Source organism: Rhizobium sp. SJZ105, from assembly GCF_007828365.1.
Taxonomy (GTDB): domain Bacteria; phylum Pseudomonadota; class Alphaproteobacteria; order Rhizobiales; family Rhizobiaceae; genus Agrobacterium; species Agrobacterium tumefaciens.
In genome coordinates this window covers 239,352-251,350 of record NZ_VIUP01000003.1, presented here as the reverse complement: position 1 = coordinate 251,350, position 11,999 = coordinate 239,352, and the positions used below count along the sequence as shown (strand labels likewise).

16 protein-coding genes are annotated in these 11,999 nt (G+C 58.9%); 4 read left to right on the top strand and 12 right to left on the bottom strand.

The genetic code is table 11. The features are described 5' to 3' along the window. Positions 1–18: 18 nt before the first annotated feature. Complete coding sequence (locus tag FB593_RS13315; protein WP_112290370.1) at positions 19–771, top strand: sulfite exporter TauE/SafE family protein; 753 nt, start codon at positions 19–21, stop codon at positions 769–771. 19 nt (positions 772–790) lie between these two features. Here FB593_RS13315 and FB593_RS13310 read toward each other — a convergent pair whose 3' ends face one another. Continuing rightward, the gene (locus tag FB593_RS13310; protein WP_321186279.1) at positions 791–1,405 is read right to left on the bottom strand and encodes a hypothetical protein; all 615 of its coding nucleotides are present in this window, start codon (positions 1,403–1,405) and stop codon (positions 791–793) included. A 148-nt stretch (positions 1,406–1,553) separates the two neighbouring features. On the opposite strand from FB593_RS13310, the gene FB593_RS13305 reads away from it, so the two are divergent. Further along, positions 1,554–2,687: an alpha-hydroxy acid oxidase gene (locus FB593_RS13305; RefSeq protein WP_065687121.1), complete on the top strand. Its 1,134-nt coding sequence runs from the start codon at positions 1,554–1,556 to the stop codon at positions 2,685–2,687. Positions 2,688–2,890: 203 nt separating this feature from the next. Here FB593_RS13305 and FB593_RS13295 read toward each other — a convergent pair whose 3' ends face one another. Continuing rightward, positions 2,891–3,235 carry a DMT family transporter gene (locus FB593_RS13295; protein WP_025594230.1) on the bottom strand — a complete coding sequence of 115 codons (345 nt, stop codon included), beginning with the start codon at positions 3,233–3,235 and terminating at the stop codon, positions 2,891–2,893. After that, positions 3,232–3,816 carry a TetR/AcrR family transcriptional regulator gene (locus tag FB593_RS13290; RefSeq protein WP_112290367.1) on the bottom strand — a complete coding sequence of 195 codons (585 nt, stop codon included), beginning with the start codon at positions 3,814–3,816 and terminating at the stop codon, positions 3,232–3,234. The genes FB593_RS13295 and FB593_RS13290 overlap by 4 nt, the downstream gene beginning before the upstream one ends. Before the next feature lie 190 nt (positions 3,817–4,006). Here FB593_RS13290 and FB593_RS13285 point away from each other — a divergent pair, with 190 nt between their 5' ends. Continuing rightward, a complete protein-coding gene (locus tag FB593_RS13285) occupies positions 4,007–5,284 on the top strand; it encodes a D-alanyl-D-alanine carboxypeptidase (RefSeq protein ID WP_162696516.1) in 1,278 nt (425 codons plus the stop codon). A gap of 3 nt (positions 5,285–5,287) precedes the next feature. Here the strand turns inward: FB593_RS13285 and FB593_RS13280 are convergent, their stop codons facing one another. The 9 genes from FB593_RS13280 to FB593_RS13240 form a co-directional block, all read right to left on the bottom strand. Next, positions 5,288–6,031, bottom strand: a complete 744-nt coding sequence (locus FB593_RS13280; protein ID WP_112391421.1) for a metallophosphoesterase family protein — start codon at positions 6,029–6,031, stop codon at positions 5,288–5,290. A gap of 5 nt (positions 6,032–6,036) precedes the next feature. After that, entirely contained in the window at positions 6,037–6,393 is a 357-nt protein-coding gene (gene uraH, locus FB593_RS13275; RefSeq protein ID WP_003513673.1) for a hydroxyisourate hydrolase, read from the bottom strand. Next, entirely contained in the window at positions 6,390–6,890 is a 501-nt protein-coding gene (locus FB593_RS13270) for an ureidoglycolate lyase (protein ID WP_145166666.1), read from the bottom strand. Before FB593_RS13270 ends, uraH begins: the two co-directional genes overlap by 4 nt. A 3-nt stretch (positions 6,891–6,893) precedes the next feature. Further along, positions 6,894–7,220, bottom strand: coding sequence for a DUF86 domain-containing protein (locus FB593_RS13265; RefSeq protein ID WP_272871254.1), 327 nt, complete (start codon positions 7,218–7,220; stop codon positions 6,894–6,896). Positions 7,221–7,252: 32 nt separating this feature from the next. Further along, positions 7,253–7,543 (bottom strand): nucleotidyltransferase family protein, encoded by a 291-nt coding sequence (locus FB593_RS13260; RefSeq protein WP_003513679.1) that lies wholly within the window; start codon positions 7,541–7,543, stop codon positions 7,253–7,255. A 53-nt stretch (positions 7,544–7,596) separates the two neighbouring features. Then, positions 7,597–8,094, bottom strand: coding sequence for a 2-oxo-4-hydroxy-4-carboxy-5-ureidoimidazoline decarboxylase (gene uraD, locus FB593_RS13255; protein WP_112391422.1), 498 nt, complete (start codon positions 8,092–8,094; stop codon positions 7,597–7,599). Beyond that, complete coding sequence (puuE, locus tag FB593_RS13250) at positions 8,094–9,017, bottom strand: allantoinase PuuE (protein ID WP_145166665.1); 924 nt, start codon at positions 9,015–9,017, stop codon at positions 8,094–8,096. Before puuE ends, uraD begins: the two co-directional genes overlap by 1 nt. Before the next feature lie 209 nt (positions 9,018–9,226). Beyond that, positions 9,227–9,934 (bottom strand): DUF1045 domain-containing protein, encoded by a 708-nt coding sequence (locus FB593_RS13245; protein ID WP_003513684.1) that lies wholly within the window; start codon positions 9,932–9,934, stop codon positions 9,227–9,229. Positions 9,935–10,027: 93 nt separating this feature from the next. Continuing rightward, positions 10,028–11,254, bottom strand: coding sequence for an NAD(P)/FAD-dependent oxidoreductase (locus FB593_RS13240; RefSeq protein WP_112290354.1), 1,227 nt, complete (start codon positions 11,252–11,254; stop codon positions 10,028–10,030). Between FB593_RS13240 and mnmD the strand changes: the two genes are divergently transcribed. Next, the gene (gene mnmD, locus FB593_RS13235; protein ID WP_112290352.1) at positions 11,253–11,996 is read left to right on the top strand and encodes a tRNA (5-methylaminomethyl-2-thiouridine)(34)-methyltransferase MnmD; all 744 of its coding nucleotides are present in this window, start codon (positions 11,253–11,255) and stop codon (positions 11,994–11,996) included. The genes FB593_RS13240 and mnmD overlap by 2 nt on opposite strands. Positions 11,997–11,999: the final 3 nt, after the last annotated feature.

The following is an 11,999-nucleotide window of genomic DNA, read 5'->3' as shown; positions in this document are numbered from 1 at the left end:
TGACCTCTGGAGTGCGCCGTGCCGGATTTTGAGACAACCACAACGCTCTTGATTGTCGCCACATTCATCGTCGCGGGCGTCGTCAAGGGCGTCACCGGCATGGGCCTGCCGACCGTTGCCATGGGCGTTCTCGGCCTTTTCATGCCGCCGGTCGTTGCAGCTGGCCTGCTCATTCTGCCCTCCTTCATCACCAATATCTGGCAATTGCTGGCCGGACCCGATTTCAAGGCGATTGTCTCGCGACTATGGCCGATGATGATCGCCATTGCCGTCGGCACGCTTCTTGGCATCCGGCTGATGACATCAGGCACCGGCGTCTGGACCACCTCGGCGCTCGGATTATGCCTCGCGGCTTACGCAGCCTACAGCCTTCTTGCAAAGCCCTTCGCCGTTCCCGCAAGGCTGGAACCGAAACTCTCCCCGGCCGTCGGGCTGGCGACCGGCCTTCTGACCGGCGGCACCGGAATTTTCGTGGTCCCCGCCGTGCCCTATATCCAGTCGCTTGGCTTCAGCCGCGACGATCTCGTGCAGGCGCTTGGCATGTCCTTCACCGTTTCCACCGTTGCGCTTGCCGCCGGCCTTGCCTCTCAGGACGCCTTCCGCGTCGAGCACATGTCGCTTTCCGCACTCGCCGTCCTGCCAGCGCTTCTCGGCATGTGGCTTGGCCAGAATATCCGCCGCATCGTCACTCCCGCGACATTCAGGCGCTGGTTCCTCATCTGCCTGCTTATGCTAGGTGGTGAATTGTTCCTGCGGGCTTTCTGGAGTTGATTCAAGCGCAGTCGAACCGTCATTGCTTCAGAGGCGCAATCAGATTATAGGCGACAATTTCTTCGTCTTCCGTCCCCTCATCGTAAATCTTCGCCACCGTGGCGCGCAGATCCGGCGAATAAACCGCTGTCCATCGTTCTTCCTCTTTGCCGTTTTTACGAATGTCGTAGGTCACATAAAACACCTCGTAATTGCAGAATTTAATCGGAAAGGCGCGCCGCTTCGTAACTGCAAGGGTCAGTGACCACTTATCCTCGATTTTGGTAGTTTCGAGGGGCAGAAATTCAAAAGTGCGTCGAGCGCCAACTTTCAGAGGCCAGAATGCTTCCAGATTTGACGTAAAGTGCTGGCTGTAATTGCCGTCATCGCCCGAACGCGCCAGCTCGATTAACCCCCGAAAGAGAAAAAGCCTCTGTTTGCCTGCGCCTTGAAAATCATTCTCCACCAAGACGATCGGTCCGGATCGCCTGAATTCGCTGCGCACCTGACCGTGGGCAAGAACAAACTCATCTCCATCATTTTTACCGGAGGGGCACTCGGCGGCGAAAACAATCGCGGGCGAAATAAGAACTGCGATAAATAATCTGAGTAAATAATTTAACATATTAAAATACGCCATTACTTGAGAAACCATCTGAATTATTATCGAAATACAGTATATTTCAAGCATAATTCCTAGCCATTTGCGAGTGCAAAAAGCACTGCTGCAAAGACGATTGCCATCGCGTAAACGCGATTACCATGTTATGTGAAGCCATCATTCAAATGTGAAGGCTTTATCCATGGGCAAAATCCTCACCATAGCGGACCTGAAGAAACAGGCTCAGTGCCGTGTGCCGAAGATGTTTTTCGACTATGCCGATAGCGGCGCCTGGACGGAAGGCACCTACCGCGCCAATGAGGAGGATTTTTCCAAGATAAAGCTACGCCAGCGTGTGCTGGTGGATATGACCGACCGGTCGCTCGCCACCGAAATGATCGGCCAGAAGGTTTCGATGCCGGTGGCGCTCTCCCCCACTGGACTAACCGGCATGCAGCATGCCGATGGCGAGATGCTGGCGGCAAAAGCGGCGGAAGAATTCGGCGTGCCTTTCACGCTTTCCACCATGAGCATCTGCTCCATCGAGGATGTCGCCTCCGTCACCTCCAAACCTTTCTGGTTCCAGCTTTACGTGATGAAGGACCGCGACTTCGTCAATAATCTGATCGACCGGGCGAAGGCAGCGGGATGCTCGGCGCTGGTGCTGACGCTCGACCTGCAAATTCTCGGCCAGCGCCACAAGGACCTGCGCAACGGCCTCTCCGCCCCGCCGAAATTCACCCCGAAACACATCTGGCAGATGGCGACACGGCCAAGATGGTGCCTCGACATGCTGCGCACGCAACGCCGCAGCTTCGGCAATATCGTCGGCCACGCCAAGAACGTCTCCGACCTCTCGTCGCTCTCCTCCTGGACGGCCGAGCAATTCGATCCGCGCCTGTCGTGGAAGGATGTCGAATGGATCAAGGAGCGTTGGGGCGGCAAGCTCATACTCAAGGGTATCCTTGACGAGGAAGATGCGCGCGCCTCGCTCGATACTGGCGCGGACGCCATCATCGTCTCCAACCATGGCGGTCGCCAGCTCGACGGCGCGCATTCCTCGATCGCCATGCTGCCGAGGATCGTCGATGCCGTTGGCGACAGGGTGGAGGTGCATATGGACGGCGGCATTCGCTCCGGCCAGGACGTGCTGAAGGCAGTAGCACTCGGCGCCAAGGGAACCTACATCGGCCGCCCGTTCCTCTACGGCCTCGGCGCGAATGGCAAGCAGGGCGTGACGACGGCGCTCGAGATCATCCGCAAGGAAATGGATATCAGCATGGCGCTTTGCGGGAAGCGGCTGATTACGGACGTCGATCGCAGCATTCTGGCGTGATGGTGACGACACGGCATACAACGTAAAGATCGAAGCCGATGCTTCGGTAAGAATATCGCCTTTACGCCGCCTCCCTCAGTCCTGTGCTTGTCACAGAGATCCAGCGAGCCCAAGCCCTTGGGCTGAAAGGACTATTCTCGTCGCGCAGACGCGCGCCGGCTGGATTCCTGTGACAAGAACAGGAATGAGGTGGAGAAGTCCGCTCAATGCCCCACCGTCTTCGAAAACACATTGACGATCACCACCCCGGTTACGATGAACCCAAGACCAACCACCGCAGCAATATCGAGCGTCTGGCGGAACACGAAATAGCCAATGCCGGAAATCAGCACGATGCCAAGCCCGCTCCAGATCGCATAGGCAACGCCGACCGGCAGCGCCCGGAGCGTGAACGACAGGAGATAAAAGGCCGCACCGTAAAACAGCGCCATCAGCACCGTCGGCAACAGCTTGGTGAATTGCTGCGATTGCTGCAGAAAGGAAGTTGCGATGACCTCGCAGACGATAGCCGCGACAAGCGCCCCATAAGTCAAAACAGCCGCGTTCATCGTTCCACTTCCTTTTTCGTCTGGGCGATCATCCGGGCCCTCAGAGCCGCCCTGTCGCCACCCGCTTTACCGTCGTCGGCCAGTAGATCGGCAAACCAGATGCCGTCAGCCGCAAGCCGCACCATCTCCAGGACCACCCCGTCATCCGTTTCTTTATGACGGGCAAGGCGCCCCTCAATCCAGCTGTTCCACATGCGCCGAAGCGACGGTTCACCGACCATGGAAACCGAGATCGCTGCCCATTGCCTGCCCGAATCCCTGCCCCGATCCGAGAAAACCGCGTTCACATAGGCCCTTGTGAAGCTCCCAAAAGCTTCACAATCCTGTGAGATGAGGTCGTCGATCTCAGTGTCCAGAGTCGCCAGAAGGTCAGTCATCACCGCTTCCAGCAGCACCTGCTTGGAAGGAAAATGATGAAACAACCCACCCTTCGTCACCCCGGCGGCATCGGCCACTGCCTGCACGGAAAGCGCCGCAACCCCCTGCTCGGCAGCGAGTTTCGCCGCGCAATCGAGAAGATTGCGGCGAACGATCTCAGGCTGCTTTTTGCGTTCATGTGCATTTGTCATGACGGTAAACATACCGGATGGTTGGTTTCTTTGCAAGGAAATTGTGAGGGCGACGGCCGACTTGAATTTCATACTTAATTAAGCATGAAAGCGATCTCTAAAGTTTTAGCGGTTTTGTTGCCGGAAAGTGTCAGTAAAACTTCGCCCATCGCGGCGATCGAACATAAAGGGGTGGACCATGTCGGGAACGATCAAACGGGGAATGGCGGGCGCATGGGTATTCGCACTCGCCTTCTTTTGCGCGATCCTCTCATTGCAGGCATCGCCTGCGCAGGCCGGTTATGCCCATTTCATCATGGATGCCAATACCGGAAAGGTCCTCGCCGCGCAGAACGCCGATGTGCTGAACCACCCGGCATCGCTGACCAAGATGATGACGCTCTATATGACCTTCGAGGCGTTGCACGCCGGCCGGATTCGCTGGGACCAGAAGATAAGGATGTCCAGGAACGGCGCAGCCGTCATCCCCTCGAAGCTTTATGTGCGTGAGGGCCAGACGTTTACGGTGCGCGAAGCCGTCTACGGCATGATCGTCAAATCCGCCAATGACATGGCGGAAGGCATGGGCGACCATCTCGGCGGGTCCGAGGCACAATTTGCGCAGATGATGACCCGTAAGGCCCGCCAGCTTGGCATGACCAAGACGGTTTTCCGCAACGCCTCAGGCCTGCCCAGCAAATCGCAGGTGACGACGGCGCGCGACATGGCGAAACTCGGCCTTGCGTTGCAGCGCGACTTTCCGAAAGAATACGGCCTCTTTGCCATGGAATCCTTCAGCTTCCGGGGCAAGCGCATCCGTGGCCACAATAATCTGATGTATCGCTATCAGGGCATGGACGGCATCAAGACCGGTTACACCAATGCGTCGGGCTTCAACCTCGTCAGCGCCATCAATCACAATGGCCGCCGTGTCGTTGGCGTCGTGCTGGGCGGCAAGACCGCGCGCGGCCGCGATGCGCAGATGGCTGCTCTGCTGGACAAGGCGATGCCGCAGGCCTCGAGAAGCCGTAATACCGAACAGCTCTTGGCAAGCGCCAATGTCAGCCGCACTTTCGATGTGCCGCCCGCAGCCGTCCCTCCGGCAACCGTACCATTGCCTATGTTTGCCGAGCGTCGCGCCGATCCGATCGCCATGCAGATCGCCACGGCGAACAGCCAGATGGCGGATATGATCCAGGTCTCTGCCATTCCGAAACCCGCACCCGCTGCACAAATGACCGGCCAACGCAGCCGCTGGGAAGTGCAGATCGCCGCCACCGACAGCGAAGCTGCCGCCCGCTCGCTGCTCGCCAATGCGCGTTCCAACATCGCCGGCAGCTACTCCGGCATCGCGCCCTATACCGAAGCGGTGCAAAGCGGATCGGCAACGCTCTACCGCGCCCGCTTTACCGGCTTTGAAGACCAGTCTTCGGCGGTTTCCGCCTGTAAGGAGTTGAAGGCGCAGTCTTATGCCTGCGTTGTCATGAACAGCGAAGGGTGAGTTCTACCGCTTGAGCCAACCGTTTTCCAACGCATCGGCCAGATACGGAATGCCGTTGACCTTCGCCATCTCGGCCATGGCAAGATTATCGTAGCGTATCTGCCGGAAATAGACCTGCCAGCCGCGTGCGGTTTCTTCGAGCACGGCGTAGCTGGCAAGCGGATGACCAACCTCGACATGATGGTCGAACGGCGTGTCATCCTTCCAGCCGGGGCAGCCAACGCTGCCGGGATTGACGATCAGGCGGCCATCGGAGAGCTGCACGGTGCGGGCGATATGTGTGTGGCCGCAAAGCATCAGCGGCTGGGTGATGCCATCAGCCATGGCCTCGATTTCGGAAAGCGGTCGCAATTTCAGCACCCCTTCCGGCGAAAGCGTTTCCAGCCAGTACTCCAGATCACCGCGCGGCGAGCCGTGGCAGCAATAGGCGACGTCCTTGAAAACCATGCTGAACGGCAGGGTGTGCAGCCAGTCCAGATGCGCGGCGGTCAGCTGCGCATGCGCCGGCCTCTCCCAGCTGCCCATCTCTTCCGGCGCGCGCTCGATCAATTCGCGATCATGATTGCCGAGAACGCTGGGTATCCAGTTGCCAACCAGCACATCGCCGGTAAAACCCGCTTCCAGCGGACCGCTGAAGCAATCGCCGAGATTAACGACGTCCTTGATGCCCAGGCTCGCGATATCCTCAAGCACGGCCTCCAGTGCGGCGCAGTTTCCATGAATATCGGCAATGGCGGCAAAGATCATGGCGGTCAGCTTCCTCGATAGGTGGAGTAACTATAGGGCGAAAGCAGAAGCGGCACATGGTAATGGCCGCTCTCGTCGGCAATGCCGAAACGGATGGGGATGATGTCGAGAAAGGCGGGTTCCGCCAGGGTGACGCCCTTGCCACGCAGATAATCGCCCGCATGGAAAACCAGCTCGTATTCCCCGGCCTTGAAACTGTCGCCCACAAGTAGCGGCCCGCCATCAACGCGGCCATCGCTATTGGTCTTAACCGTCTTAATCTTCTCGCGACGATCACCCGAGAGCCGGTAAAGCTCGATCGTCAGCCCTTCGGCGGGCGTGCCATGGGCGGCATCGAGGACGTGGGTGGTCAAACCGGTCATAGGCTAGGCTCCGCGATCATGTAGGGCGCATCGAAAAAATGCTCTTCCAGATTGTTGCCCGGCCCCTCGCGATCGGCAACCAGAAAATCCGAAATCGCCTGCAGCGGCATCAACGGATAATGCCATACGTTGCGGCGGTAGTTCACGCCCTGATCGCCGCCCGCCAGAAAAGCCTGCGGCCGACCAGGCTTGCCGCCCTCGTCCTCGGCAACGACGACAAGGAAAGGCCTGCCGGACAGCGGCGAGAAACTCTGGCTGCCGAGCGGATGCCGCTCCATCATCTCGATTGTATGGGGAAAGGTACGCGGCTGTCCGCGGAAAATATTGAGGATGATGCGCGCACCCTCGCCCGCTGCCTCGGGTGCCGCAAGCGCATGATGCCGCTCGGTCTGGCCGCCATTGATGTGGCACATGGAAGAGGGTGTAATTTCGATCACATCACCGAAGGATGCGAACGCCTCTTTGGTGAGAGGCTTGATCTCGAGAAAATCAGTCAAATGTCATTCACCTTGGGCATGCCAGTTTCGGAGGAGTGAGAGACGCGCCTGCAAATCCGGAATGCTCTGCGTTATCGTTTTCCAGACGACCGAGAGTTCCGCCCGAAAATAATCATGCACGATCAAATTGCGCATACCCTTCATCTTAATCCAGGGGATTTCCGGGTGCTGCTGTAAAAACGCGGGGTAATACTTGTCCAGTTTTGCGACCGCCTCGCCAATCAGGGCAAGGCACATCATCACAGCCATCTGGGTTCGCGTATCGGAAGAAAAAGTGGCCTCATCCATATCCTGAATGAAATCCCGTATTTGGGAGGCGGCAACATCCATCTCCTTCAGGTAGAGCAGAAGTCGATCCGTACTCATACTGCTTTGGCTTCCATCAGAACACGCGCCCGGATATCCGAGTGCAGGCCGCCTGAGGTGACGACGTCAACCTCGACACCGAGGATAGTCTTCAGTTCCTCCAGCAATCCGCCAAGATCAAACAGAGTGGTCCCCGGCAACGCATCCACCAGAATATCCAGATCGCTGTCCGGCCTGTCTTCGCCACGGGCGACGGAACCGAACACGCGCGGGTTTGCCGCGTTGAAGCGCTTCGTTGCTTCGCGGATCGCTTCCCTGTTCTTTTCCAGCACCTCGGAGGGTCTCATGGCCTCAATCTCCAGATAGCACGAGTATAGCGGAACGACCGCCGCTCGCCAATTCAGCCCTCGGGCAGCATCGAGGAAAGGCGCAGCCAGGCGATCTTTTCCACCTGCGCCGTCGCCGTCGCAAATTCTGTCGCCGCATCATTGCCGATACGCGTCTCGAAGGCGGAGAGAATATCGTGCCTGTTCAGCCCCTTGACCGCAATGATGAACGGAAAGCCGAATTTTTGCGTATAGGCGGAGTTCAGCTCGGTGAAGCGCGCATGCTTCTCGGGCGAAAGCCGGTCAAGCCCTGCGCCCGCCTGTTCATTGCGGCTATCGGCGGTCAACTCACCTGCTATTGCGAGCTTGCCGGCAAGATCAGGATGCGCGCGCAAAACACCCAGCCGTTCCGCTTCGGAGGCGGCACGAAACTGCGCACATAATCCGCCATGAACCGCCTTCGCTGTTAACTCCAGACCTGCGCCTCCGACATCATAGGCCCGTTCGGCGATAAAAGGCGAATGTTCGAACACACCGCCGAAACGGCTGACAAATTCATCCCGCGTCAGCATCAGAGCGTTCCCGGCTTGTGGTTTTCATGCCAGTGACGAGCGATCTCGATACGCTTCGGGATCCACACCTTTTCATGGCCCAGCACATATTCGATGAAACGGCGAAGGGCTGCGGCGCGGCCGGGACGGCCGACGAGACGGCAATGCAGGCCGACGCTCATCATCTTCGGCGCGCCTTCAAGCCCTTCCTGATAAAGAACGTCGAAAGCGTCTTTCAGATAGGCGAAGAACTGGTCGCCGGAATTGAAACCCTGCGGCGTGGCGAAACGCATATCATTGGTGTCGAGCGTGTAGGGAATGATCAGGAACGGTTTATCCTGCAATCCCTTCACCCAATAGGGCAGATCGTCGGCATAGGAATCGGACGAATAGAGAAAACCACCCTCTTCCATGACGAGACGCAACGTATTGTCGGAAGGCTTGCCCTGATACATGCCAAAGGGGCGCTCGCCCGTCAGCTCCGTATGCAGGCGCACGGCTTCGGCAATATGCTTGCGCTCTTCCTCCTCGGAAAAATCCTTGTATTCCAGCCAGCGATAACCGTGGCTGGCGATTTCCCAACCCGCTTCCTTCATTGCCGCAACGGCTTGCGGGTTGCGCGCCATGGCAGCGGTCACGCCATAAACAGTTGTGGTGACGCCGAGATCGGTGAACATGCGCCACAGCCGCCAGAAACCGGCGCGTGAGCCATATTCGTAGATCGATTCCATGTTCAGGTTGCGCTGGCCGGGCCAGGGCTGCGCACCGACGATTTCCGACAGCAGCGATTCCGACGCCTTGTCGTTGTCGAGAATGCAGCTTTCGCCGCCCTCTTCGTAATTGATGACGAATTGCACGGCGATGCGTGCGCCGCCCGGCCATTTCGGATCGGGACTATTGCGGCCGTAGCCCACCAGATTGCGGGAGTAATTCTCGGAAATCATTCAGCCACCCAAAACACCTCTCCCGACGCGGAACCCGCTTCTGGAAGACATGAGCAAAACAACCATCCGAAGGTGTCCGCCCGACACGGGTAAACACGACACGCTTCAGACATGCGATGCACGGACGGTAGCATCCGAATTCGGAATGTCGAGAGCAATTTTGCCGACATTCCGATGCTTTTTTGTGTACGATTTCTGCGGGGCGCTTCTCAGGCGATCTTTCGGGCGGAAACACGACCCATGGGGTGCAGCGAGTGCACCCGGAAAGGCGCACCGGGTTCATCCTCGATGAAAAGCGCAAGGCTGGAAAATGACAGAGGCCGGGTGAGCAGCGGCTCGAAAACCTTGCGCACGGCACGCTCGATCCTCTGGCTGCTGGAAGGCTCGACACCGCCCGTCAGCGACATCTGAAAACGGAACTCGTCCATCACATGCGGACTGCCCCAGCGGTGCAGATTGGTCAGCTGCGAAGCCGAAAGCCGGTCGGGATCCGCCCGCTCGATTTCCGCCTCGGAGAGCGGCGCGCGGTAGCGGTCGAATTCCTGCACCACACGGGCTGCGAAAAAATTCAGTACTTCGCAGGGGCGCTCGGGAACGAGGCTGAAGACATTGTCATGCCGCGCTACTATAAGTTGTGGCAGCGTGAAGGGGTCCTGCCTGCCGGAAAAATACATCAGGTCGCGCAACAACGCGGCCTCGGAATGACCTTCGGCAAGACGGAACGGGGCTTTTATGGTGCCGTGGAAACCATAACGGCGCGGCAGGGCGGTATGGTAGGAAATCTCCTGCATGCCGAGATCGATCGTGCCCGGCGGCTCCACCGCATGGCCTGAATAGGCATCGCGTCCCAGCCACGCGGCAGCCGCCTGCGTCAGCGGGTCGTTGGGGGAAGGCGTGAAATGGATGGCGTATCGCATGCGCTATCACCTCGCCGCAAATGCGGCCAAACGGGGCTCTTTGCAGGCCAGCAAGTAAGCGATTTGCGTGACAGATTAACGACGTGGACCAAACTAATCAGAAGTTTCTAAAGTCCGGACAGCAATACTCACGTGTTCTTGAAGGCGAAAACCGGAAGGCACGTCCGGCGTGTGGCCACACACGGCCTGCAACGCAGCATCTGCAAGACAGTGGGCAAGGCCGAAGCTGACCTTGAAGCCGCCCGATAACGCCACGAGCCGCGGATATTCGGAAAGTGTACCCACCATCGGGTCCCGTCCAACCGCCTTCGGCCGCAACCCGGCCCAGCGTTCGATCACCGGCGCACGGCCAAGCGACGGCACCACGGCGCATGCATCCGCGAGCAATTTTTCCAGCTTTTCGTCGGTGCTGAATGGATCGGAAAAACAATCTTCGCTGGTACTGCCGATGGCGACAGTGCCATCCTCATGCGGCACGATGTAGAGACCGTTCAGAAAAACGACCGGCATGGCCGGGTCGGCCGCAGCATCCAGAAGGGCGGCCTGCCCCTTCACCGCCTGTCCAAGCACAATGCCGGGTTCCAGACCGATGGCATCGCGGATCAGCGCGAAGGAACCATGGCCGTTCGCGACGATCACATGATCGAAGGCGACCTCGTCGCCCGACGACAGCACCGCCCGCCCTTTATCCGGATCGAGCGAGACGACGCGGCACTGTTCCGCCACCCGCACATGCCGGGCGTTGCGGAGGAAAGCCGACAGAAGGGTGATCATCGCCCGGGGAGAAACCCGTGCGGCCAGCGTATCCAGCACGAAGCCCGCTTTTCCCGCCGCATCGTCCACCCATCCGGCAACGGAAGGGCTGTCACCGACATGCCAGTGGAACCGGCGCCCGTCTGAAACCCAGTTTTCCCCGGCATCCCGCTCGTGCCGTTCGGCAATGCTGCGCAAATGTGGTTTCGGCAGGGGAATGATCCGGCCGCAGCGCCGGTAACCGGCGGAAAGCCCGGTCTCGGCTTCCAACTCGGCGATCTGTTTTTCCAGTGCAACGAGAGCGTCGAACTGGAATTGCTTCTTGTCCGACCAGCGGTCCGGCATATGCGGCATCAGTGCGCCCAACAGCCCGCCGCTTGCACCATCTCCAAGACGGCCCGCTTCCAGCAGCAGGGCGCTTATGCCCATCCTCTCTGCCTTGACGGCAGCCCACAGCCCCATAATGCCGCCACCGACGATGAGGAGCGGCACCGAGCCAGGCAATCTTGGTGCCCGCAATCTTGGTGATTGACCAGATTCGAAAGCGGGACTATCGGCATTAGTCATGACACATTCCAAGGAAAACACCGCAGATATCGGTTCGGCGGCCGACAATCCGCCCGCCGCGCTCGACTGGCGTGAGGGGGATATGCCCTATTCGCTAGCCTTTGACGATCATTTTTATTGCCAGACGGATGGCAGGCTGGAATGCGGCCATGTCTTTCTGTCCGGAAACGGCCTGCCGCAGCGCTGGCTTGAGCGAGAGAGCATCTTCCGCATCGGCGAACTTGGCTTCGGCACCGGTCTCAATCTCTGCGAGACCTGGCGTCAATGGAAAGAGGTGCGCAACGGTCACTCCAAGCTGCATTTCATGTCCTTCGAACTCTACCCGATGAAGTCGGACGAGATCGACCGGGCGCTTTCCCGCTGGCCGGAAGTTGACTCCGAACGCAAGGCACTGGTCGCCCGCTGGCCGGCGGACCCGAAAGGCGAGGTCGATATCGAACTGGATGACCAGACGCGCCTGACAGTGGTGTGCGGCGAAGCGCTCACCGGCATTTCCGGCAGAAGCGAAGGCTTCGACGCCTGGTTTCTGGACGGTTTCGCCCCTGCCCGCAATCCCGACATGTGGTCGCTGGAAATCATGCAGACGCTGTTCGGCAAAACGGTACCGGGGGGCACATTCGCCACCTATGCCGCCGCTGGCTTCGTCCGCCGCAACCTCATAGCCGCCGGTTTTGAACTGGAGCGCCGCAAAGGGTTTGCCGGAAAGCGTGAGATGCTGTGCGGCACCAAGCCATCCCGCTGAGAC

What these genes read in the sequence shown, in the direction of transcription:
- FB593_RS13310 (WP_321186279.1), bottom strand. Translation starts at nt 1,405, where the DNA reads ATGGTTTCTCAAGTAATGGCGTATTTTAATATGTTAAATTATTTACTC.
- FB593_RS13305 (WP_065687121.1), top strand. Translation starts at nt 1,554, where the DNA reads ATGGGCAAAATCCTCACCATAGCGGACCTGAAGAAACAGGCTCAGTGC.
- FB593_RS13295 (WP_025594230.1), bottom strand. Translation starts at nt 3,235, where the DNA reads ATGAACGCGGCTGTTTTGACTTATGGGGCGCTTGTCGCGGCTATCGTC.
- FB593_RS13290 (WP_112290367.1), bottom strand. Translation starts at nt 3,816, where the DNA reads ATGTTTACCGTCATGACAAATGCACATGAACGCAAAAAGCAGCCTGAG.
- FB593_RS13285 (WP_162696516.1), top strand. Translation starts at nt 4,007, where the DNA reads ATGGCGGGCGCATGGGTATTCGCACTCGCCTTCTTTTGCGCGATCCTC.
- FB593_RS13280 (WP_112391421.1), bottom strand. Translation starts at nt 6,031, where the DNA reads ATGATCTTTGCCGCCATTGCCGATATTCATGGAAACTGCGCCGCACTG.
- uraH (WP_003513673.1), bottom strand. Translation starts at nt 6,393, where the DNA reads ATGACCGGTTTGACCACCCACGTCCTCGATGCCGCCCATGGCACGCCC.
- FB593_RS13265 (WP_272871254.1), bottom strand. Translation starts at nt 7,220, where the DNA reads ATGGATGTTGCCGCCTCCCAAATACGGGATTTCATTCAGGATATGGAT.
- FB593_RS13260 (WP_003513679.1), bottom strand. Translation starts at nt 7,543, where the DNA reads ATGAGACCCTCCGAGGTGCTGGAAAAGAACAGGGAAGCGATCCGCGAA.
- uraD (WP_112391422.1), bottom strand. Translation starts at nt 8,094, where the DNA reads ATGCTGACGCGGGATGAATTTGTCAGCCGTTTCGGCGGTGTGTTCGAA.
- puuE (WP_145166665.1), bottom strand. Translation starts at nt 9,017, where the DNA reads ATGATTTCCGAGAATTACTCCCGCAATCTGGTGGGCTACGGCCGCAAT.
- FB593_RS13245 (WP_003513684.1), bottom strand. Translation starts at nt 9,934, where the DNA reads ATGCGATACGCCATCCATTTCACGCCTTCCCCCAACGACCCGCTGACG.
- mnmD (WP_112290352.1), top strand. Translation starts at nt 11,253, where the DNA reads ATGACACATTCCAAGGAAAACACCGCAGATATCGGTTCGGCGGCCGAC.
- FB593_RS13240 (WP_112290354.1), bottom strand. Translation starts at nt 11,254, where the DNA reads ATGACTAATGCCGATAGTCCCGCTTTCGAATCTGGTCAATCACCAAGA.